21 protein-coding genes are annotated in these 21,799 nt (G+C 71.8%); 12 read left to right on the forward strand and 9 right to left on the reverse strand.

The annotated features are described in order from the left end of the window. Window positions 1-262 precede the first annotated feature (262 nt). From ACFWZ2_RS12685 to menC, 4 genes are all read left to right on the forward strand, one after another. Entirely contained in the window at window positions 263-1,945 is a 1,683-nt protein-coding gene (locus ACFWZ2_RS12685; RefSeq protein ID WP_384545073.1) for a PucR family transcriptional regulator, read from the forward strand. 162 nt (window positions 1,946-2,107) lie between these two features. After that, window positions 2,108-3,190, forward strand: a complete 1,083-nt coding sequence (locus ACFWZ2_RS12690) for a M20 family metallopeptidase (protein ID WP_384545242.1) — start codon at window positions 2,108-2,110, stop codon at window positions 3,188-3,190. Beyond that, a complete protein-coding gene (locus tag ACFWZ2_RS12695; RefSeq protein ID WP_384545074.1) occupies window positions 3,187-3,990 on the forward strand; it encodes a GNAT family N-acetyltransferase in 804 nt (267 codons plus the stop codon). The genes ACFWZ2_RS12690 and ACFWZ2_RS12695 overlap by 4 nt, the downstream gene beginning before the upstream one ends. 5 nt (window positions 3,991-3,995) lie before the next feature. Next, on the forward strand, window positions 3,996-5,099 hold the full coding sequence (menC, locus tag ACFWZ2_RS12700) for an o-succinylbenzoate synthase (RefSeq protein ID WP_384545243.1): 1,104 nt from the start codon (window positions 3,996-3,998) through the stop codon (window positions 5,097-5,099). A gap of 28 nt (window positions 5,100-5,127) precedes the next feature. Here menC and ACFWZ2_RS12705 read toward each other — a convergent pair whose 3' ends face one another. Continuing rightward, window positions 5,128-5,661: a winged helix-turn-helix transcriptional regulator gene (locus tag ACFWZ2_RS12705; protein ID WP_384545075.1), complete on the reverse strand. Its 534-nt coding sequence runs from the start codon at window positions 5,659-5,661 to the stop codon at window positions 5,128-5,130. Between the two features lie 93 nt (window positions 5,662-5,754). On the opposite strand from ACFWZ2_RS12705, the gene ACFWZ2_RS12710 reads away from it, so the two are divergent. Then, the gene (locus ACFWZ2_RS12710) at window positions 5,755-6,573 is read left to right on the forward strand and encodes a class I SAM-dependent methyltransferase (RefSeq protein WP_384545076.1); all 819 of its coding nucleotides are present in this window, start codon (window positions 5,755-5,757) and stop codon (window positions 6,571-6,573) included. Here the strand turns inward: ACFWZ2_RS12710 and ACFWZ2_RS12715 are convergent. Beyond that, window positions 6,522-7,154 (reverse strand): TetR/AcrR family transcriptional regulator, encoded by a 633-nt coding sequence (locus ACFWZ2_RS12715; protein WP_384545077.1) that lies wholly within the window; start codon window positions 7,152-7,154, stop codon window positions 6,522-6,524. The two genes, ACFWZ2_RS12710 and ACFWZ2_RS12715, sit on opposite strands and share 52 nt — an antisense overlap. Window positions 7,155-7,285: 131 nt before the next feature. Between ACFWZ2_RS12715 and ACFWZ2_RS12720 the strand changes: the two genes are divergently transcribed. After that, on the forward strand, window positions 7,286-8,737 hold the full coding sequence (locus tag ACFWZ2_RS12720; protein WP_384545244.1) for an amidase: 1,452 nt from the start codon (window positions 7,286-7,288) through the stop codon (window positions 8,735-8,737). Between the two features lie 18 nt (window positions 8,738-8,755). Here the strand turns inward: ACFWZ2_RS12720 and ACFWZ2_RS12725 are convergent, their stop codons facing one another. Next, window positions 8,756-9,673, reverse strand: a complete 918-nt coding sequence (locus ACFWZ2_RS12725) for a PDR/VanB family oxidoreductase (RefSeq protein ID WP_384545078.1) — start codon at window positions 9,671-9,673, stop codon at window positions 8,756-8,758. Window positions 9,674-9,735: 62 nt separating this feature from the next. Beyond that, entirely contained in the window at window positions 9,736-10,365 is a 630-nt protein-coding gene (locus tag ACFWZ2_RS12730) for an MSMEG_1061 family FMN-dependent PPOX-type flavoprotein (RefSeq protein ID WP_384545079.1), read from the reverse strand. 145 nt (window positions 10,366-10,510) lie between these two features. Between ACFWZ2_RS12730 and ACFWZ2_RS12735 the strand changes: the two genes are divergently transcribed. Next, on the forward strand, window positions 10,511-11,152 hold the full coding sequence (locus ACFWZ2_RS12735; protein ID WP_384545080.1) for a TetR/AcrR family transcriptional regulator: 642 nt from the start codon (window positions 10,511-10,513) through the stop codon (window positions 11,150-11,152). Here the strand turns inward: ACFWZ2_RS12735 and ACFWZ2_RS12740 are convergent. Next, a complete protein-coding gene (locus ACFWZ2_RS12740; protein WP_384545081.1) occupies window positions 11,106-12,335 on the reverse strand; it encodes an MFS transporter in 1,230 nt (409 codons plus the stop codon). The genes ACFWZ2_RS12735 and ACFWZ2_RS12740 overlap by 47 nt on opposite strands. A gap of 99 nt (window positions 12,336-12,434) precedes the next feature. Here ACFWZ2_RS12740 and ACFWZ2_RS12745 point away from each other — a divergent pair, with 99 nt between their 5' ends. The 3 genes from ACFWZ2_RS12745 to ACFWZ2_RS12755 all read left to right on the forward strand — a co-directional run bounded on the left by ACFWZ2_RS12745 (window position 12,435) and on the right by ACFWZ2_RS12755 (window position 15,565). After that, complete coding sequence (locus tag ACFWZ2_RS12745; RefSeq protein ID WP_384545082.1) at window positions 12,435-12,908, forward strand: winged helix-turn-helix transcriptional regulator; 474 nt, start codon at window positions 12,435-12,437, stop codon at window positions 12,906-12,908. A gap of 139 nt (window positions 12,909-13,047) precedes the next feature. Next, window positions 13,048-14,760 carry an amidohydrolase gene (locus ACFWZ2_RS12750; RefSeq protein WP_384545083.1) on the forward strand — a complete coding sequence of 571 codons (1,713 nt, stop codon included), beginning with the start codon at window positions 13,048-13,050 and terminating at the stop codon, window positions 14,758-14,760. 31 nt (window positions 14,761-14,791) lie between these two features. Beyond that, window positions 14,792-15,565, forward strand: coding sequence for a response regulator transcription factor (locus ACFWZ2_RS12755; RefSeq protein WP_384545084.1), 774 nt, complete (start codon window positions 14,792-14,794; stop codon window positions 15,563-15,565). Window positions 15,566-15,672: 107 nt separating this feature from the next. Here ACFWZ2_RS12755 and ACFWZ2_RS12760 read toward each other — a convergent pair whose 3' ends face one another. Further along, window positions 15,673-16,365, reverse strand: a complete 693-nt coding sequence (locus tag ACFWZ2_RS12760) for a nitroreductase (protein ID WP_384545085.1) — start codon at window positions 16,363-16,365, stop codon at window positions 15,673-15,675. A 106-nt stretch (window positions 16,366-16,471) separates the two neighbouring features. Between ACFWZ2_RS12760 and ACFWZ2_RS12765 the strand changes: the two genes are divergently transcribed. Next, window positions 16,472-17,098: a TetR/AcrR family transcriptional regulator gene (locus ACFWZ2_RS12765; protein WP_384545086.1), complete on the forward strand. Its 627-nt coding sequence runs from the start codon at window positions 16,472-16,474 to the stop codon at window positions 17,096-17,098. Here ACFWZ2_RS12765 and ACFWZ2_RS12770 read toward each other — a convergent pair. Further along, entirely contained in the window at window positions 17,095-18,399 is a 1,305-nt protein-coding gene (locus ACFWZ2_RS12770) for a hypothetical protein (protein WP_384545087.1), read from the reverse strand. The two genes, ACFWZ2_RS12765 and ACFWZ2_RS12770, sit on opposite strands and share 4 nt — an antisense overlap. Window positions 18,400-18,576: 177 nt before the next feature. Between ACFWZ2_RS12770 and ACFWZ2_RS12775 the strand changes: the two genes are divergently transcribed. Then, window positions 18,577-19,635: a VWA domain-containing protein gene (locus ACFWZ2_RS12775; protein WP_384545088.1), complete on the forward strand. Its 1,059-nt coding sequence runs from the start codon at window positions 18,577-18,579 to the stop codon at window positions 19,633-19,635. A 41-nt stretch (window positions 19,636-19,676) separates the two neighbouring features. Here ACFWZ2_RS12775 and ACFWZ2_RS12780 read toward each other — a convergent pair whose 3' ends face one another. Then, window positions 19,677-20,747 carry an ABC transporter substrate-binding protein gene (locus tag ACFWZ2_RS12780; protein ID WP_384545089.1) on the reverse strand — a complete coding sequence of 357 codons (1,071 nt, stop codon included), beginning with the start codon at window positions 20,745-20,747 and terminating at the stop codon, window positions 19,677-19,679. Between the two features lie 52 nt (window positions 20,748-20,799). Next, a complete protein-coding gene (locus ACFWZ2_RS12785) occupies window positions 20,800-21,576 on the reverse strand; it encodes a MerR family transcriptional regulator (RefSeq protein ID WP_384545090.1) in 777 nt (258 codons plus the stop codon). Window positions 21,577-21,799 lie beyond the last annotated feature (223 nt).

Here is a 21,799-nt window from a genome sequence, read left to right on the forward strand (position 1 = left end):
ATATCTTGTCGTGTCCACCGTCCGCTGGGCCAGGTGCCCTGATGATCGGGCGTTCGGCGGCCGCGAAGTGGCGTGATCTGGCGTGATCCAGACCCCTCGGCCAGGCACGGCACGCCTAGTAGGGATCCCGTGGTCCACGCAATGCGGCGCACCGGCTGTGGCGGTCGTCTCATCCGGGGTTCGTTCCGGGGCACAGGAACGGTCGCGTAATCTCGTTCGCACGTACGACCGCGCAGGGTCGGACCGGTCCTAACCTGCGGAGATGATCAGGCACATGGCGACGCGCCCCGCCCGCAGTCTGAGCCGGGTGCTCGAGGACTTCGGCCCCGCCCTCCTCGACCTGCTGCACGGCGACCCCGAGGCCGCCGGAGAACTCGGCGGCGTCGGCATCCACGACCCGCACGACGAGCAGCACCATCCGGAGCGGGCCATCGTGCTCGGGGTCGGGGTGCACGGAGCCGAGCAGACCGCGCGGCTGTTGCGCGAACTCGCCGGTGCGGGCGCCGCGGCCCTGGTCGTACGCGGTCCCGTCGAGAACGGCGGCGCCCTGGAAGCGGTGGCCGCCGAGACGGGCGTCGCGGTGCTCGCGCTCACCCGAGGGGCCTCCTGGGCCCAGCTCGCGGCGATGCTGCGGACCCTGCTGTCCGAGGGGGACGTGGGGGAGAGCGGCGAGCAGACCCTGGGCGGCCTGCCGTCCGGTGACCTCTTCGCGCTGGCGAACGCGGTCGCGACCCTGCTGGACGCGCCGATCACCATCGAGGACCGCCGCTCGCGCATCCTGGCGTTCTCCGGGCGCCAGGACGAGGCGGACCCGCCGCGGGTGGCGAGCATCCTGGCCCGCCGGGTGCCCGAGCGCTATCTGCGTCTCCACGAGGAGCAGGGCGTCTTCCAGGAGCTGTACCGCAGCGAGCAGCCGGTGCACATCCCGCCGCCCACCCTGGGCGACGAGGTCGCGCTGCCGCGCGTAGCGATCGCCGTACGGGCCGGCGACGAGATCCTCGGCTCGGTGTGGGCGACGCTCCGCAAACCCCTCACCCCGGAGCGGGAGGCGGCCTTCAAGGAGGCCGCCAAGCTGGTCGCCCTGCACATGCTGCGCTTTCGCGCGGGCACCGACGCCGAGCACCGGCTGCGGGCCGACCTGGTGACGAGCGCGCTGGAGGGCGGTCCGGGAGCGGTCGAGGCGCTGGGCCGCCTCGGACTCGCCGACGCACCCCTCCTCGTCCTCGCCCTGGGCCTCGCACCCGCCGCGAGCACCGACCACGCCCAGGCCGCAGCCGAACGCCAGCGCCTGACCAGTGCGCTGGCCGTGCATCTGACGGCCGTGCAGCCGCGCTCGGCGGTGGCGCTCCTCGGCGATGTGGCCTACGTCCTCCTGCCCGTCCCGGACGACTCGGCGCCCGCGCGGGAACGGGCCGTGCAGGTGGCGGCGAACTTCCTGGAGCGCACCGGAGAACGCACGGGCGCCGTCATCGGGATCGGCTCGGTGGCCTCCGAGCCCGCGGCCCTCGCCCGGTCACGGGCGAACGCGGACCGGGCGCTGCGCGTGCTGTGCGGCGGCCACGGAGCGCGGCGGGTCGCCGCGATCGGCGACGTCTACATCGACGCGCTGCTGATCGAGATGAAGGACCTCGCGGCCACCCACCGCGATGAACTGTCCGGCCCCCTCGCCCGGTTGGTGGCCTACGACCGTCGGCACAACGCCCATCTCGTCGAGACGCTGCGGGCGTGGCTCGACGCGTTCGGCGACGTGATCGCGGCATCGGCCGGCGTCTTCGTCCACCACAACACTTTCCGCTACCGCATACGCCGGGTCGCCGAAGTGGGACAGATCGACCTGCGGGACCCCTCCGTACGCTTCGCCGCGATGCTGGAACTGCGCCTGATGGGCCTGTACGACGACGGAGGGGAGACCGCACCCGACGGCCGCACGACGACGGCCCGATGAGTGTGCGTTCGTCGCTCCGTACGAAAACGTCCCCGAGGTTGTGATCCACCTACCAACTCCGCCCTCCGGGGCCTGCATAGCGTGGCGTCATCCCACCCTCTGGAGGACCCACCCGTGCAGGTCAACGACGTATCCCAGCCCGCGCCGCCGCCCCTGGAGGCCATGCTCGCCGACCTCGAAGAGCTGGTGTCCCGCGAGTCGTACTCCGCCGACCACGCGGCCGTGGCCGCCAGCGCCGACGTCGTCGCCGAGCAGGGCCGCCGACTGCTCGGCGGCAGGGCGGAGACGATCACGATCGGCGGAGTGACCCATGTGCGGTGGAGCTTCGGCACCCCGCGCATCCTGCTCCTCGGCCACCACGACACCGTCTGGCCCCTCGGCACCCTCAAGACCCACCCGTTCTCGGTCGAGCAGGGCATCGCCCGCGGCCCCGGCGTCTTCGACATGAAGGCGGGCCTGGTCCAGATGTTCCACGCACTGGCCCTGCTGCCCTCGCTCGACGGACTCTGCGTCCTGGTCACCGGCGACGAGGAGGTCGGCTCGGACACCTCCCGCGCCCTGATCGAGGACACGGCACGCGCCTGCCGGGCCGCCCTCGTCCTCGAACCGTCCGCGACCGGCGGCGCCCTGAAGACCAGCCGCAAGGGCGTCTCCCACTACGACCTCACCGTCCACGGCCGCGCCGCCCACTCCGGTCTCGACCCCGAGAAGGGCATCAACGCCGCCACCGAAATCGCCCACCACCTCCTCGCCCTCCGGCCCATCACCGATGCCGTCACCGCCCGCACCGGGCCGGGAACCACCATCACGCCCACGGTGATGTCGGCGGGCACCACCACCAACACCGTCCCGGCCCGCGCCCGGCTGAGCATCGACGTCCGCGTCCCCAGCACGGCGGCCCAGCACGCGGCCGACGAACTCATCAACGCCCTCGCACCGCACCACCCCGGCGCCCGCCTGCACGTCGACGGCGGCCCCAACCGCCCGCCCCTGGACGCCGACGCCGCGCGGCAGCTGTTCACGCTGGCCCGCGACGTGGCCACCCGCCTCGGCCTCGGCCCCCTCCAGCAGGCGGCGGTCGGCGGCGCGTCCGACGGCAACTACACGGCGGGCGTCGGCTGCCCCACCCTCGACGGCCTCGGCGCCGTCGGCGACGGCGCCCACGCCGACCACGAGCACGTCGTCACCGCCACCATGCCGCCCCGCGCCCAGCTCCTCGCCCACCTCGTCGGAGCGATGCTGTGAACCACCTCGACATCCGCGCACTGCACACCATGGAGGAGTTCGACTCCGTCTGCCGTCTCTTCGCCGACATCTGGGGCACGCAGCCGGGCGGCGCCCCGGTCTCCGCCGAGGTCATGTGCGCCCTTGCCCACGCGGGCAACTACGTGGCCGGGGCGTACGCGGACGGCCGACTGACCGGCGCGTCCGTCGCGTTCTACGGCGAACCCGCGGGCACGACCCTGCACTCCCACATCACCGGCGCCACCCCGGGCCACGGCGCCGGTCTCGCCCTCAAACAGCACCAGCGTCAATGGGCCCTTGACCGCGGCCTGAAGCGCATCACCTGGACCTACGACCCCCTCATCCGCCGCAACGCCCACTTCAACCTGACGAAGCTCGGCGCCCGCCCTGAGGAGTATCTGCGGTCCTTCTACGGCGCGATGGACGACGCCATCAACGGCGGCGACGAATCCGACCGGCTCCTCGCCGCGTGGGACCTGTGCGCCCCGCAGCCCGCGCCCGGCCACGCAGGCATCACGCTGCCCGCAGGGACGGCCCACGCGGTCGTCGACCGTGGGGGCCACCCCGAACTCCGTTCCACCGACGCCGAGTTCGTCCTCGTCGACCTGCCGGACGACATCGAGGCACTGCGCCGTACCGACCCCGCGGCCGCCCACGCCTGGCGGCTCGCCGTACGGCACACCCTGGGCGAGCTGCTCGACGGCGGAGCCCGCGTGCTCGGCTGCCACGACCGGCGCGGCTACCTCGTCCACCGCGCCCCCACCCCCTCCGCACCCCAGCCCTTCGGGAGCAACCAGTGACCAAGATCAGGATCTCCGGCATCGAACTGCGCCGGATCGCGATGCCGCTCGTCGCGCCGTTCCGCACGTCGTTCGGCGTCGAGACCAGCCGCGACGTCCTCCTCGTCCGCGTCGTCACCTCCGAGGGGGAGGGCTGGGCCGAGTGCGCCGCCATGTCCGAGCCCCGCTACTGCGGCGAATACGTCGACGGCGCCCAGGACGTCCTGCGCCGGTTCCTCGTCCCCGCCCTGCCCAAGGGCGGTGTCGACGCCGCCGCCGTGGGCCGCGCCCTGGAACACTTCACCGGCCACCACATGGCCAAGTCGGCACTCGAAACGGCCGTCCTGGATGCCCAACTCCGCGTCGGCGGCGAATCGTTCGGCGCCTATCTCGGTGCCGCCCGCGACCGCGTCCCGTGCGGAGTCTCCGTCGGCATCATGGACTCGATACCTCAACTCCTCGACGCTGTGGAGCAGTACGTCGCCGAAGGCTACGTACGCATCAAGCTGAAGATCGAACCCGGCTGGGACGTCGAACCCGTCCGCGCCGTCCGCGAACGCTTCGGGGACGACCTGCTGTTGCAGGTCGACGCCAACGCCGCGTACACCCTCGTCGACGCCCAACACCTCGCCGCGCTCGACGCGTTCGGCCTGCTCCTGATCGAACAGCCCCTCGCCAACGACGACATGGTCCAGCACGCCCGGCTCGCCGAGCTCCTGCGCACCCCGATCTGCCTGGACGAGTCCATCGAGTCCGCCGCCCACGCGGCCGCGGCGATCTCCCTGGGCGCCTGCTCCGTCATCAACGTCAAACCGGCCCGGGTCGGCGGCTATCTGGAGGCCCGCCGCATCCACGACATCGCCCGCGCCCACGGCATACCGGTCTGGTGCGGCGGCATGCTGGAGACCGGCATCGGACGCGCCGCCAATGTGGCGCTGGCGGCCCTGCCCGGCTTCACGCTGCCCGGCGACACCTCGGGTTCGCACCGCTACTTCGCCACCGACATCACCGCGCCGTTCGTCCTGGACGACGGCCACCTCGACGTCCCCACCGGCCCGGGACTCGGCACGGAGCCCCTCCCCGACCTCCTCGACGAGGTGACCACGTCCAGTGAGTGGATAGCGTTCTGACGGCGACTCAGGCAGCGTCTTTCCGCGGTCAGCGGCGCTGGGTGCCCGGGTCGGGTTCCGCCCCGCCCCGCGCCGCGATCAGCGGTCCGAGCAGCCGTGTGCCCGGCCCCACCCGCCCGCCGGGGCCGGGCAGTTGCGTCGTATCGGTCACCGTGAGCGGCTCCCGGCAGCTGTCGCAGGACACGACGGGCGTGGCGACGTGTCCGCAGGCGTCGTGCCGGACCAGGGCGGGCGGGCCCGCGGGTTCCGCGTACCACTTGTCGCCCCAGGCCATCAGGGCCAGCAGGACGGGGTAGAGCTCGCGGCCCTTCTCCGTGGCCACGTACTCCTCACGCGGCGGACTGACCTGGTAGCGCTCGCGCGTCAGGACGCCCTCCTCGACAAGGCGGGCAAGGCGTGCGGCGAGGACCTTGCGGGACAGGCCGAGGTCCTCCGCCAGCTCGTCGAAGCGGCGGATGCCGACGAGGACGTCGCGCATGATCAGGGTCGTCCAGGCGTCGCCGAACAGGTCGGTCGCGCGGGCGATCGAGCACGCGACGCCGGAGAGAGGGGTGCGGGTCACGGTCGGATCGTAACGCCGCCGGGTTCCCTGAGGGAACTCGACGGTGCTAGGTTTCCTCAGGGAACCCGACCCTGCGCGTCGAGGGAGCCTGCCATGACCACAGCCCCGCACATCGCACTCGACTCGGCCGGACCCGCGGCCGTCGACGGCCGCCACATCCGGGCCCTGACCTTCCAGTCCGTACGGATGGAGTACCTGCGGCACGTGCTCGGGGAGGCGCGCCTCACGGCGACCGGCAGCCGGGCGCTGGTCGTCGGCAGCGGCCGCGGCCTGCCCGCGCGCGGCCTCGCCAGGGTCGGCTTCGAGGTGGTCGCCGCCGACCCGTCACCCGCCGCGACGGCCCTCGCCCAGGACGCGGACGACGGCCTCGGCATCACTTACCTGACCGCTCCCGCGGAGCAACTCGGCCTGCCGGACGGCTCCTTCGACCTCGTCTACTGCGCCGACACCCTGGAGATCACCGAACGGCCCGACGCGGTCCTCGTGGAACTGGCGCGCGTCCTGCGCCCCGGCGGGGTCCTCGTCTACGACACGGTGAACCGCACCCCCGTGTCCCGCCTCATCTACCTCGGCGCCTTCCAGGGCTTCCCCGGCACGCGGATCATGCCCCGCGGCCGCTACGCCGCCCACCGCCTGCGCCGCCCTGCGGACCTCGCCCGGTCCCTCGGCCGGGCAGGGCTGGCCGCGAAGGACGTCTCGGCGTTCAAGCCGAGGGGCGTACGCAGCCTGGTCCGCGCGGTACGCGGGCGCAGGCGCGGCACGCTCACCGACGCCCAACTGCCGGAGCTGGTCGACATGGTGCTCGAACCGGAGGGCAGCCCGGTGGTGACGTATCTGGGGTACGCGGTCCGCTCCCGCGCTCAGTCGGCGGACGCCCGGGACGTGCCGGGCGGGGCGGGGGAGCGGCGCTGATCCACGATCCCCTCGACGATCCTCAGGAGTCGCTCCCCGGCCCGGTCGATGCTGCCGTTCTGCGTGCTGACCTGTGCGCCTTCGAGGACGAAGGTGATCTCGGCCGCGGTCTGTTCGGGGTCGGGCAGCCCGGCCCCCGCGCACATGCCGACGAGCCTGCGGGTCTGGAGGGCCTTGTGCTCCTCGATCACCTGCCGTGCGGGATGGGAGCGGTCGGGCAGTTCGGCGAGGGAGTTGATGAACGGGCAGCCCCTGTGTGAGATCGCGGGCAGGCCCTCGGCGATGAAGCGGGCCAGGCCCAGGATCTGGTCCCGTGGCCGGTCGGGGTGTTCGGCCTCGACCCGGTCGAAGGCCGCCTGGTAGTCGGCGGCGACGATCCGCAGCCACTCCGCGACCAGCGCGTCCTTGGTCTCGAAGTGCCGGTAGATCGCCATCTTGGTGGTCTCGGCCCGCTCGGCGATCGCCTGGACGCCCACCCGCCGGATCCCCTCGCTCTGGAAGAGCTCTTCCGCCGCGTCGAGGATCCGCTCACGAGGCGGCAGTTTCGCCACCCTGCTCGGCCTTCTGACGGTCGATGCCATGACTGCTCCGTGACGTTCGGTCGATGGGCGGGGCGTCCCTTCACCCTCTGCTACGGTACCAGTCCGTCCCATGCGATACCGATCGGTATCGCCAGGGACTCGACGGTATCGATCGTCCTCTGGGAGTGACAGTGAGAGTTGCCGAGTACGTGCGGTTCGACGCGGTCGGGCTCGCGGAGCTGGTGGCCGCGGGCGAGGTGGCCCCCGCCGAGCTGGAAGCAGCCGCACGCGACGCCGCGCGGACGGTCGACCCGCGGATCAACGCCATCGTGGAGACATGGCCGACCGACGAAGAGCCCCACGCGGGCAGCGGCCCCCTGGCCGGTGTCCCTTTCCTGATCAAGGACATCGGAGTCACCGCGGCCGGCCGGCGCACGGAGCTGGGCAGTCGTCTCGCGGCGGGCAACGTCGCCGCCGCCGACTCCTCCCTGATGCGGCGCTTCCGCCGCGCGGGCCTCGTGACGTTCGGGCGCACCGCGACACCGGAGTTGGCGTACAGCATCACGACGGAACCGGCGCTGTACGGCGCGACCCGCAACCCGTGGGACCCGGAGCGGAGCGCGGGCGGATCCAGCGGGGGCGCGGCCGCGGCGGTCGCCGCCGGGGTGGTCCCGATCGCCCACGCCACCGACGCCGCGGGCTCGCTGCGCATACCCGCCGCCTACAACGGCCTCTTCGGACTGAAGCCCACCCGCGGCCGGGTCTCCATGGGCCCCGACGCCGACGAAGTCTTCAGCGGCCTCGCCGTGCACGGCAGCGTCAGCCGCACGGTGCGCGACAGCGCGGCGCTGCTCGACCGGATCCGCGGCCCGGAACCGGGCGACCCCTACGTCGCTCCCGAGCCGTACCGGCCGTACGCGGAGGAAGTCACCCGCCCGCCGGGCGCGTTGCGGATCGGGGTCCTCGCCCAGGCGTGGGGCGGGCGCCGCACCACGCCGCCGGTGGCCGACGCCCTCGCGCGCACCGTGCGGCTGCTCGCATCCCTCGGCCACCGGGTGACGGAGGCGGAGGTGCGACTCGGGGTCGGCTGGGAGGAGTTCGTGCTGGCCAACGCCCGGCTGATGGCGGTGAATCTGACGGCCCTGACCGACGAACTGGCCGCCGCCTCCGGACGGCCCGTCGACGCCTCGACCCTTGAGCCGGTCACCCTGGCCGGATACGCCTACGGGCAGCGGGTCAGCGGCGCCCAGTTCGTCGCCGCTCTCGCCGTCAGGAACCGGGTGGCCCGCAGCCTGGCACGGTACTTCGACGCGTACGACGTCCTTCTCACCCCGACCCTGCCGGAACTCCCCATGCTCCTGGGCGCCTACGGCGAGGGCGCGGAGACACTGGACGGCCTCGGCTGGATCGCCCGCCTCAACGACCGCTCGCCGTTCACCATGGCGTTCAATGTCGCGGGCATCCCCGCCATGTCCGTACCCGTGACGGCCGACGCCGGGACGGGGCTGCCGGTCGGCATGCAGTTCGCCGCCGGTCACGGACACGAGGGCCGCCTCTTCCGCCTCGCGGGCCAACTCGAACAGGCCTGCCCGTGGTCGGGCCGGACCCCCGCGGTGTGGGCGGGAGACCGGCCGAGCCGTTGAAGCGCGCCGTCGCCCCGGTCACAGGTCCAGGCGCAACTCCGGTGTGAGGGACCGCGACACGCACGCGTACATGCGACCGGCGGGGGCGCCGATGTCGTCGCGGTGTTCCGGCCGACCTGCCAGCACGGTCACCTCGCAACTCCCGCAGACGCCTTCCCGGCAGCCCGTGGCCACCGGGTGTCCGGCGTGGTGCAACGCGTCCAGGAGCGACTGGTCGGCGGCGACCGGGACGGTCCGCCCCGAGCGTGCGCACACCGCGTCGAACGGCGTGTTCGCGGCGAAGGTCCTGACGGCCGGGCGGAACCGCTCGGTGTGCAGGTACGCCGCGGGGAAGACGGCCTGCGCCGCGGCGATCATCGGGGCGGGACCGCAGCAGTACACCAGGGTGTCGGGCGCCAGCTCGGCGGCCAGGGCCGCGAGGTCGGGGCGGCCGTCCCTGCGGGTGGCCACGAGCCGCACCCGCTCGCCGTACCGCGAGCGCAGCTCCCCGGCGAAGGGCATGGCCGACGTCGAACGCCCCACGTAGACAAGGCTGGCGGGGGCGCCCGCGTCGACGGCCGCGGCCAGCATGGGCAGCAGAGGGGTGATGCCGATCCCGCCGGCGAGGAAGAGGTACCGCGGCGCGGGCAGCAGCGGGAAGTGGTTGCGGGGGAGCGACACTTGAAGGGCGCGACCCGGGCGGACGTAGTGGTGGATGTACTCCGAGCCGCCACGGCTGAGCGGGTCGTGGCGCACCGCGACGCGATAGCGCTCCCGGTCGGTGGGATCCCCGCACAGCGAGTACGAGCGGGTGAGCCAGTTCGGCAGCGTCAGATCGATGTGCGCGCCCGGGTCCCACGGCGCCAGGGAGCCGGTTCCGTCGCCGCGCAGGACGAGCGAGACGACGTCATCGGCGACCTGGTCGACGCGGTCGACGACGGTGTGCTGGACCTGCATCGCTGTTTCACCTCGGGGCGGTTCGGCGGAGCGGACGGGGCGAGGGAGCATGTGAGGGGGGATCAGTAGAGCGTGCGGTAGGCCTCTTCGAGGCCTTCGTCGATGGTCTTGGGGTCGACGCCGGGGCCCATCTGCGGGGCGACGAGTTCGCCGACCGAGGGCATCTCGTCGGCCAGCGACTGGCTCGCGGGATCCCACAGGCGGGAGCGGACCAGTGCGCGGCCGCAGTGGAAGTAGGCCTGGTCCACCTCGATGACCAGCGCCAGTACGGCCTCCCGGCCCTCGGTGTGCATACGGGCGAGGACATCGGGCTCGTCGGTGACGTACGCGCTGCCGTTGACCCGCAGCATCTCGCGCACCCCGGGGATGAGGAAGCACAGCCCGACCCCGTCGTTCTCCGCCAGGTTGCGGAAGGAGTCGGCGATCTTGTTGCCCGGCCGGTCGGGCATCGCCAGCGTGTGCTCGTCGAGCACCTTCACGAAACCCGGGTAGTCCCCGCGAGGCGAGCAGTCGGCACGGCCCGCCGCGTCCGCCGTCGCAAGCGAGAGGAAGGGGGAGTGCGCGATGAAACGGCGGAAGTGCTCGTCGATACGGTCGCGGATCTTCGCCTCGATCATGCCCTCGGGCATGCCGAGCCGCGCGCGGACTTCGGCGGGTGACAGCCGCCGGGGGCGGACACCGGTCTGCGTCACAAAGGCTCCCTGGGTCTGGAGGGGCGCGGCTCCGACCGCACGCCGATATCGGCCGCGCTCGGCTTACCCGCAGGTCATGGCACTATTGTGAGCAATTACTCGCATCGTGCGCCACTCGCATTCGCGGCGCGGCAAGGAGGGCTGCATGGCAGCGGACCGGCACCCGATCCGGGCACGTAAACAGCCGCGTCAGGCGCGGGCCGAGCTCACCCGGCAGCGCATCCTCGCCGCGGCTGCTCACGTTTTCGCCGAGTACGGGTACGCGGCGGGGACCACGAACCGGATCGCGGAACGGGCGCGGATCTCGATCGGTTCGCTGTATCAGTACTACCCGAACAAGGACGCCATCCTGCTGGAGCTGGTGACCCGTCACCTCGACGCGACGGTGGTCTCGAGCAAGGAGCACCAGGACGCCGAGGAGCCCGCGTCGATCGAGGAGATCATGCGCGGATACGTACGTTCCCTGGTCGACAACCACCTCGACGACCCGAAGCTGTTGCAGGTCATGATGGAGCGGACGCCGCGCGACCCCGAGCTGTTGGAGCGGATGGCCCGGCACGAGCGGGAACAGGTCGCCCACACCCGGGAGTTGCTCGCACGCCACCCCGAGGTCCGCGTCACCGACACCGACGTCGCCGCCCAGCTCGTGGTGTCCACGGCCGGGACCGTCGTCCATCAACTCGTCGCCGCGCCGCGTTCCGTCGACGCCCGCCGCCTCGAGGCCGAACTCGTCGACATGCTCACGCGGTATCTGACGGCCGGGCCCGGGTCACCGCCCACAGGATGAGGGCGGTCGCGCTGATCGCGGCGCCCAGGAGGCAGACGGCCCCCCAGCCCGCGGCCGCGTAGACGGTGGTCGACGCGAGCGCTCCCGTCGCGCTGCCGATCGAGTAGAAGACCATGTAGCCGCCGATCAGCCGCCCGCCCGCGTCGGGGCGAAGGCCGTACAGCAGGCTCTGGTTGGTGACATGGACGGCCTGGACGGCGAGGTCGAGGACGATCGCGCCGACGGCCAGCGCCCACAGCGAGTGCCGGGTGAAGGCGAGGGGCAGCCAGGACACGACGAGCAGGGCCAGTGCCGTGCCGGTGGTGCGCTGGGCGAAGCCGCGGTCGTGCAGCCGGCCGGCCGGGGCGGCGGCGAGCGCGCCCGCCGCGCCCACGAGCCCGAAGGCCCCGATCGCGGTGTGCGTCAGCGACTGGGGAGGTTCGCTCAACGGCAGGGCGACACAGCTCCACAGGGTGCTGAAGGCGGCGAAGACGAGCAGGGCGAGCAGGGCGCGGTGCCTGAACACGCGTTCCTCGGTGAACAGGGTGAGCGTCGAGCGGAGCAGCCGGCCGTAGCCAAGTGCCGGGCGGGGCGCGGTCGTTCGCGGCAGCTCGTGGTGGAGCGCCAGGGTGAGTACGAGCGTGAGCACCGCCGACGTGAGGTAGACCGCCCGCCAGCTCGCGAGGTCGGCGAGCAGCCCGGAGGCCGTGCGGGCGAGCAGGATGCCGATGACCACGCCGCTGGTCACCAGGCCGACGACGCGGCCGCGCTGGGCCGGTCCTGCGAGCGACGCGGCGAAGACCACCAGGGACTGGGTCACCACCGCGAGGAATCCCATCAGGGTCATGGCGATCAGCAGCACCGGCGCGGTTCCCGCGAGGCCCACGGCGGTCAACGCCAGTGCGAGGAGCAGGAGTTGGACGGTGATGAGCCGCTTTCGGTCGATCAGGTCGCCCAGCGGCACGATGAAGAACAGCCCGAGGCCGTAGCCGACCTGGGTCAGGGTGACGACGGCCCCGACGGTGCCCGCGCCGATGCCGAAGTCCTGGCTCAGGGTGGCCAGGAGCGGTTGGGCGAAGTAGACGTTGGCGACCGCCACCGCTCCGGCGAGGGCGAAGAGCAGTGTGGTGCGGCGGGGGAGTGCGCGCGGCGGTGCTTGTCCGGGCGCCTCGGCGGCGCGGGTCGTTTCGTCGCAGGTGGTCACGGCGTGCCTTTCCGATCGGTGGTTGCATCTTGCTACCAGGTGGGAACGTAGCCGTACCTGGTAGCATGTTGCAACCATTGGCGTGGGATGGAGGCAGGCATGGTCAGGCGGACCCGCTTGGACGAGAGCGACTGCCCGGTCGCCCGGTCGGTCGACGCGATCGGCGACTGGTGGTCACTCCTGATCGTGCGCGACGCCTTCGACGGCAGCCGCCGCTTCGGGGAGTTCCAGCGCAGTCTGGGCGTGGCGAAGAACATCCTGTCCACGCGCCTGCGCAGCCTCGTCGCGGGCGGCATCCTCGACGTCGTACCGGCATCCGACGGCAGCGCCTACCACGAATACGTACTGACGCCCAAGGGGATGGACCTCTTCCCCGTCATCGTGGCGCTGCGGCAGTGGGGCGAGAGTCACTTCTTCGAGCCCGGTGAACCGCATTCGGAGCTGGTCGACCGGCGCAGCGGCCGTCCGCTCCGTGCCCTCGAAGCCCGCTCCGCCGACGGTCGGCGCGTCGGTCCCGACGACACCGTGGTGCACAAGACCGACCGGGACGCGGCACCGAACGCGCCGCGGTAGACCGCCGGAAAGGCGGCCTGCCCCGCCGGAGCGCGTATCGGTGAGATGACCGATGTGCGCGGGGCGCGGGCCTCGGCATAGTCCTCGGAAGATCGTTCGCGGGTCGCCGTGGCGCACCCGTCGTGTGAAAGGACCTTCCATGGACACGTATGCGGACCTGGTGTTCTTCGGCGGCCCGGTGGTCACCGTCGACGCGGAGTTCTCCGTCGCCTCGGCCCTGGCGGTGACCGGCGGGATCATCAGCGCGGTCGGCGGGCGGGACGACGTCGCACCGTACATCGGACCGGCCACCCGCGTCGTCGACCTGCACGGCGCGACGCTGCTGCCCGGCATCAACGACTCCCATCTGCACGGTTGCGCCTTCGGCATGTCGACGCCGCCGCTCTCCCTCGACCTCGGCCACCCCGCCGTGTCCTCCCTCGCCGACGTCGCCGAAGCGGTACGGGAGGCCGTCGAGCGGGCCCCTGCCGGACAGTGGACGACGGGGCACGGCTGGGACACCGGCTACCTCGACGAGTGCGTCGCCGATCCGTCGCGACTGCCCTCGCGGCACGACCTCGACGCCGTCAGCCCGGACCACCCCGTCGTCCTGTACTCCTTCTCCGGGCACGCCACCTGGGTCAACTCCAAGGCGCTCGCGCTCATCGGGATCGACCGTGACACCGTCGCACCGCCCGGCGGCGCCATCGTCACGGACGAGACGGGGGAGCCGACCGGGCTGCTGCACGAAGGGGCCCAGGCCCTCGTCCAGAACGCGCTGCCGCCGCTCAGCCGGCAGGAGCGGACCGACGCGATCAAGTCGGCCCTCGCCGCGCTCGCCCGGCTCGGCGTGACCAGCTACACCGAGCCCGGGCTCGGCCCCGGCGGCGACGGCATCATGCGGGGCGCGCTCGGCGCGGAAACCCTCGACGTCTACCGCGGCCTGCTGGCCGACGGCGAACTGACCGCCCGGCTCGGCGTCCTGCTCCTGCCCACCGGAATGACCAGCACCGCCGAGGAGTTCGCCCGCGCCCTCACGGTCCTCACCGCGCTCGGCGCGCCCGACGACGCCGACCCGCGCCGCCTCGCGATCCACGGCGTCAAGGTCTTCGCCGACGGCATCGTCCCCAACAAGACGGCCTGGATGCACGAGCCGTACGTCGGCGGCGGCTGCGGCTCCCTGTGCGTCGGCGGCGAGACCGACGCCGAGCGGATCGCCGAGATCGACGCCATGATCCGTCACGCCCATGCCGCAGGGCACCAGTTGGGCGTCCACGCCACCGGCGAACGGGCCTGCGACACCGTCGCGGACGCCTTCGCCGCGGCCATGGCCGAGCACCCGCGGCCCGACGCCCGCCACTACGTCATCCACGGCGACTTCCTCACCGCGCACAGCATGAAGGCGCTGGCCGCACACGGCTTCGGCGTCAACATGAACCCCACCATCAAGTGGACCGTCGCCGATATGGAGGAGGAATTCGTCGGCGCGGCCGGGGCCGCCTACGCCTGGCCCTACCGCGATGCCATCGACGCCGGGGTGCGGGTCGCGAGCGGGTCCGACGCTCCCGTCACCCACCCGGACTGGCGCCAGGGCGTCGCCACCATGGTGCTGCGCGAGTCGAAGGCCGCGGGACGGGTCAGCGGCCCCGAGCAGCGCATCGGCCTGGCCGAGGCGATCCGTACGTACACGATCGACGCGGCCTGGCAGGACTTCGCCGACGACTGGAAGGGCTCCCTGGAACCGGGCAAGGTCGCCGACCTCTGCGTACTCGACGGAGACCTGCTCGGCGCCGACCCCCACGACATCCCGCGGATGCCCGTCGTCCTCACCGTCGTGGACGGGCAGGTCGTGCACGACAATCTGCGCGATTGACGTACCCCGGGTACCTGATCATTCTTGGGGCATGGCGGCGGAGCGGAGCACGGCGGACATCCTGGACGCGGCCGTCCAGGTCCGCGCGGCGGCCAGAAGTGCCACCAGCGGTGCGACCGGCGTCGACACGGTGCTTGCCGCGCTGTCGGAGGTGATGGAGTACGACCACGCCTCCCTGACCCGGTGGGATGCGCGGCGCCGCCGCCACACCACCCTGGCCGGGAGCTACCCGGACGACGCCACCGCCTACATCGAGTCCCGGCTGCACCTCGACCCGATGTTCGACGTGCTGCACAGCCCGGTGCGCGGCGGTCTCTGGCTCACGGACGTCCCCCGCACGCTCCTGGCCGCATCCCCGGGATTCCAGGAGGTGCTGTCCCCCCTCGGCATCGAGGGCGGGGTGGCCCAGTGCCTGTTCGCCGCCGACGGCCGCTACGTCGGCATGCTCAACATCAGTACCCGCCGACCACGGCGCACGCCCGACGCGGCGCGCGCCGTGGTCACCCTGCTCACCGAGGCCCTCACGGCCACCGTCGACCCCGGCGCGGATGCGCCGCCGGAAGCGGAGTCCGAGGCCGAGGTCCCCGCCGCCGCACGCCGGCCCGGCGGGCTCTCGCCGCGTGAACTCCAGGTACTGGCCGAACTCACCGCGGGCCGCACCAACCGGGAGATCGCCGAGCGGCTGTACATCACGCCGCGCACCGTGGGCACCCACATCGAGCACATCCTCGCCAAGCTCGACCTGCCCAACCGCGCGGCCGCCGCCGCCCGGGCCGCCGCGTGGGGCATCGAACCGGCCCGGTGACGCGAGCCCGCGGGGCCGTGCGCGAAGCTGCTGGAGCAGACGCTCATGGTTCCGGCCTCGGTCTGCGCCCTGGCCACTCGCCCTGCTGCCGACCCGTCGGACAAGCCCTAGCCGTGGAACGTCGTGGTCGCCGCCAGGTCCGCGCGGCCGGTGCTGACCCGGTTCACCGGCGCGGTGTCGTCGGCGTACCCGAACGAGACCCCGACGAGCAACGTCCCCTCGCTGATGCCGAGTTCGCCGCGCACGATGTCGGCGTAGAAGCTGAGCAGCCCCTGCGGACAGCTGGCTACGCCGTACGCGGCCATCGCCAGGAGCAAGGTCTGCATATAGGCGCCGACGTCCGCGGCCGGGCGTGCGTCGGTGCTGCCGGAGGAGACGAAGAGGAACGCGACGTGCGGCGCGCCGTAGAACCGCAGGCTCTCGGCGTCGTAGGCCGCACGCGCCGCGGAGTCGTCGCGGCCGATGCCCAGCGCGCCGTAGAGCTCGGCGCCGAAGGCGGTCCGCCGGTCCTGCTGCACCGGTGCGTACATGTCGTCTCGGTAAGGGAAGTCGGCGGAGACGCGGCGCGCGGCGTGGGCCGCCTGCAGCGCGTCCGCAAGGCGGTCGCGCGGTGCGCCGCTGACGACCTCCGTGCGCCACGGCTGCGTATTGGAGTTGGACGGCGCGGCACCGGCCAGCGAGAAGATCGCGCGCATCGTCTCCGGGGCCACGGCGTCGGGCCGGAACGCGCGCACGGCGCGACGGCCGCGGATCAGCCGCTCCGCGTGACCACTCAGCTCGGTGTGACAGGACCGACTCATGACGTACTCCTCACTCACGCACAAGGTAAACGGCATCGTTTACTGGAACGGCCGCGACTCTACCCACTCACCACTCCGTAAGTAAACGTCGCCGTATACTTGGCGCATGAGTGCGGCATCGGGGAAGAAGGCGGAAGCGACCGCGGGGACGGCGGGACGGCCGGGGCGGGGCGCGCGGGAGCGCATCCTGACCGCCGCCAACCGGCTGTTCACGGACCAGGGCATCACCGCGACCGGCATGGAACAGATCGCGGAGGCGGCGCCGGTGTCCAAGCGCACCCTCTACGCCCACTTCCGGACCAAGAGCGACCTCGTGATCGCTCACCTGCGGGCACTCGCGGCGTCGGGGCACACCCTCGAAAGCGTGCTGACCCGCGAGGACCTCGACCCCCGCGAGCGGATCCTCCGGCTCTTCGACCCGCCCGCCGCGGACGTCTCCCCGGTGCGCGGCTGCCCGTTCATCGACGCGGCGGTGGAGTTCCCCGACCCCCGGGACCCGATCCACGCCTACGCCCGCGAACAGAAACTGCTCATGACCCGGTTGGTCACCGCGCTCGTCACGGACCTGGGCTGCGCCCGACCCGCCGCGCTCGCCGAGCAGTTGGTGACCCTCGCGGACGGCGCCGCGAGCCGCGCCATGGTCCTTGACGAGGCGGACTACGGCCGCCACGCACGAGCGGCCGCAGAAATCCTCCTCGCCCACGCGCTGCCCCCGGGCCGCCGTTCCGGCTAACCGGCCCCGATGGCGCGCCGTGCGGTGTCGAGGAAGGCGATCCGGGCCTGCGAGAGGTTCTCCTTCGCGTCCCTGACGAGGTCGTTCTGCGTGTGGATGCGCCGTGCGAAGGTCGCTTCGATGGTGCTGTTGATCAACTGGGTCTGCGCGGTCGCGAGAGTGAGGTGGTTGGTGAGTACGGGGTCGTTCACGAGGCTCCGCAGCCCTGAGGCCCACGCGGCGCTCACGAGGAGCGGGTTGGTCTCACCGCTCTCGGCCGTCGTGGCCACCAGGTCGTCGCCCATGTCCATGTACTGCTGGATCTGCTGAAGACTCGATGCGGGCCCGCTGAGCAGATCACCGGTTCCGGCCAGCAGCTGCCTGAGCTCGGCCACGCCGCTGTCGTCCGCCGCCTCTCCCTCGGTGTCATCGGGGGCCGAGACCTGCGCCAGGAGTTCCTGGATCATGCCGGTCACCCCGAGCAGCCCAGGGAGCGCTGTCTGGGCGGACGACAGCAACACCAGAGGGTCCTCGGTCTGCCCGTCCTGGTAGGCCTGCACCGCCGTCTGCAGCTGGAGGAGCGGGGCGAGCTGGAGGAGGGGCTCCGCCATGACCTTGAGTTCGGGATCGTCCGCGACCGCGGCCCGCAGATCGGCTATCGCCTCCGGGGCGATCGACGGGTCCTCGAAGGCCGTCATGATGCGCAGTACGGCCGAGATCACCGATGTCCCGTGCAGGGCGTCGGCCACGTCGGTGGCGAACTCGGGGAGCCCGAACGGGGCGGCGAGCCGGGCGTAGGCGGTGTCGAGGTCCTCCACGGCCGCCGCGGCCCGCTGCTGCGCGGCCTGGTCCTGTCGGCTCTGGTGCGCCATGAGCGAGCGCTGGACGCAGGCCGCGTCGAGGCGCAGGAGTTCCCCGACACCGGCGAGCGCGGTGTCGTAGAGGTGCTGCCCGGCAGTGGTGACGTCGTCCGGGCCGTGGAGCGCGACCGCGGGCAGGGCGTTGTGCAGTGCGCTCAGCTTCTGCCGCAACGGTTCGTACAGGGCCGGGTCGAGCCGCTTGCGCGCTTCGACGTCCCTGCGGCGCGTGTGGGCGTAGTCGGGCCGAACGACCGCTTCCCACACGGTGTTCGACTCCTCGATGAAGGCGGTGGCCGCGTCCGCCAGGACCTGTGAGGCGCCGCGGCGCTCCGCGCGCAGCCATTGCTCGTGCTGGTCGGCGGCCTGACGGCGGGCGACTCCTCGTCCCACCGGGTAGGCGATCGCTGCGGTGATGACGGTCGCGGGCACGCCGATGACAGCGGCCAAGACTTCGGACTCCATGACTGGAGATCATCGCGTACGAGGGTTCCCCTGTCAGGAACACGGGGGAGGGGGAGCGGCCGCCGTGCCGAACACCGCGCCGGACAAGGGAAGGTGATCGGCCGTCAAAGTCGATTGTCAGTGCCTCCCCATAGAGTGAAGACATCACTCGGGGAGCTTCTGAGGGGGAGTAAAAACGTGTCCGCAAACAGGATCCAGCACAAGGTGAATCACGTCGCGCTGGTAGTGGACTGTTCCGGTTCCATGCGTCCGCACCAGAGCCAACTCATCCGCGTCGTGGATGAGTTCGTGGCGGGATTGAAGGCCGAATCGGACAGCCTCGGCCATGAGACGCGGATCAGTCTGTACTCCTTCGACCACAGGGTGGAGAACCTGGTCTGGGACATGGACGTGAAGCATCTCCCGTCGATGCGCGGCCTGTACCGGGTCAACAATGGCGCCACGGCCCTCATCGAGGCTTCTCTGAAGTCTCTGGACGACCTCGGCCATATCTGGGAGGAATACGGCGAGCACAGCTTCCTCCAGATCGTGGTGACGGACGGCGAGGAGAACGCCTCGGGCGGCGACCGGCGGCACGACGGCGACCCTGCCGTACTCGGCCCCTGGCTCGACAGGATCACCGCGACGATGGGCGGCCTTCCGGGGCACTGGACTTCCGCGATCCTCGTGCCGAACTCCCTGGCCAAGCGCACCGCCCAGAACTACGGCTTCCCGGCGGGGAACATCGCGATCTGGGACGCGGACTCCCAGAAGGGCGTCGAGGAGGCGATCGGTACCGTGCGAGCCGCGGCCACCAGCTTCCTGCGGGGCCGCGAGCAGGGTGTGCGCGGCACAAAGAATCTGTTCGCCGTCGGCCAGGACATATCGGTCGACGAGGTGCGGGCGAACCTCGAACCGATTCCGGCGGACAAGTACCGGCTCCTCAAGGTCGACAAGGAGATCGAGATCCGCCCCTTCGTCGATTCGCATCCGGGCGTGACGTACGAACGCGGGGCGTGTTACTACCAGTTGGGCGCCAGGGCCCAGGTCCAGCAGAACAAGGAAGTCATCGTGGTCGAGAAGAACACCGACCGCGCCTATACGGGCGACGCGGCGCGCAGCCTCCTGTTCGGCACGGGGATTCAGGGAACCGTCTCCGTAAAGGCGGGAAACAACCCCGAGTTGGAGGTGTACGTGCAGAGTCGTTCCGTGAACAGGAAGCTCAAGCCGAAGACGCGTCTGCTCATCATGCTCTGAAATCGAAGAGCGGCTTTTCCTGGAACAACTGCCTTTCCCACTCAGCCGGTGTGGAGAACCCGGAAGCGATGGGAGGCCGCCGGATCCCGGTCGACGACCTGGACCGGCGGCCAGGCCCATTGCCACACGCTGATGCCGGGCGTGCGGGAGAACCGGATCGGCCCACGGGTGCCCTCGACCGCGACGCGCGGCCAGGCTCCGGCGATCCGCGCCCGGTCCGTGCCGTGCGAGCGCAGCACGTCGGCGAGGACGGCGATCGTGTCGTAGCCCTCGAAGGCGACGAAGGAGGGCGCCCCGGCCAGCCGTTCGCGCAGGGCCGTCCCGACGCGCGCGCCGAGTGGGGTGAGGTGCTCGGGCAGGTAGCGCAGAAACGGGATCGCGGCACCGTCGTCGCCCAGAAGGCCCGCCCATTCGGGGAACTCCGGTTGCCCTGCCGGAGCACCGATGAGGATCTCGGCCAGGCGCGGGTCGTGGCGGACGGACGTGACGATCGACACCGCCGGATCCGGGAGGCCGGCCAACAGGAGGAGGGCTGTCGCGCCATGGCCGACGAGTGCGTCGCACACCGCGGCCGGGTCGAGTTCGCGGGTGTCGAGTTCGATGACGCTGCCGCCGCGGGGAGCGAGATGGTCCCGCAGGATGCGGGTCCCGGAAGCCCAGTAGACACTCGGCTGGGTCGCCACGGCGATGCGCCTGTGGCCCGCGCCGAGGAGGAAGTCCGCGTAGATCCGCCAGCCGTGGGACTGCGCAGGGGCGAGGCGCGCGACCCATTCCGTCGGCTGGTCGGTGAGCGCGTCGATGACCGTCGACGAGCAGAGGTACGGCAGGCCGAGTTCATCGGCCCTGGTGGCAACGGCACGGGCGACGACGCTGTGATACTCCCCGACCAGGGCGACCACGCCCAGGCGGGCCAGCTCGTCCACGGCAGCCGCGGCCCTCCCCGGATCGGCCGCGGTGTCGCGAACCACCAGCTCGAGTGGCCTTCCACCGACCCCACCGGCGTCGTTCACCTCGCGGACGGCCAACTCGATTCCGGCGAGCAGGTGTTGGCCCGCCTCGACCCAGCCGGGCCGGGACAGCGGTACGAGAGCGCCGATCTGCGTGAACGTCATGGGCGCCGAGAGTAGTTGAGCCGAGAACGGCCGACGTCGGCGCCCCCGGCGGTCACTGATACGGGACGACGATGCCCGCCGCGCGCAGATTCGCCTCGACCAGCGCGTTCAACCGGGCGATGGACGGCGACTGCTCTTCCCGGTGGTGGTTGACCAGGCCGTACCGGGAGGCGGCGTCGGACTGGTCCTGGAACCCGGTCGGCATCGCGAGCAGCGCGCGGTCGGCCAGCAATCTGTCGGACACCGCGGAGGCCAGCTCCGCGATCCGCGGGTCGTCCGGATCCCAGGACGTCACCTCCCAGCTGAGCTTGGTCAGCTCGACGAACTCGGGGTCCTCCAGCCAGTGTTCGAGCCAGGCCAGAAAGCTGTCGAAGACCTCGGGGACCAGCGCACGGGCCAGCACCAGGGCCTCCCGTTGCGTGGCCACGTAGTCGGGGCTGAAGCCGTGTTCGGTGAGTCGTGCCAAGGCCGCGCAGGCCCGGTCGGGCAGCAGGGCCCGGTCCCCATGGGCGAGCCGGTGCAGTGTGTCGCGGCGCGCGACGAGGTCCGCGATCTGCTCGGTGAGCCGACGGTGGACGTCGTCCAGAGCGGTGGCGAACCGCTCGGGATCGGCGTCGAGCAGATCACCGGCCTCGGCCAGCGGCACCCCGGCCCCGGCGAGCGTCCGGACCTGGACAAGGCGGAGCAGGTCGGCCGACCCGTAACGCCGGTATCCGGAACTGTCGCGCTCCGGCTCCTGGACCAGGCCGAGCCGGTGATAGTGCCGCACGGTCTTGATCGTGACGCCTACGAACGCCGCCGCCTGACCAATCGTCAGCCCACCTGCCATCGGCTCAGCGCACCTCCAGATAGCGGGCGATCACAGGGGCCGAGAGTAGCGCGCACGTGTCCGGGCGCATCACCCCTCCACGGAGGCCGACACGGGAAGGACTTGAGGTTGACCTTGGGTCAGGGTGCACGCTCGACGCATGCCCACCTCGACAGAGGCAACGGCAGCCCCCAGGGCCACCGTTGCGCCTTCGAGCTGCGCGAAACAGCCACGGCCACGAGAC

It is taken from the genome of Streptomyces sp. NPDC059002 (assembly GCF_042740435.1).
In the GTDB taxonomy this organism is placed as follows: Bacteria; Actinomycetota; Actinomycetes; order Streptomycetales; family Streptomycetaceae; genus Streptomyces.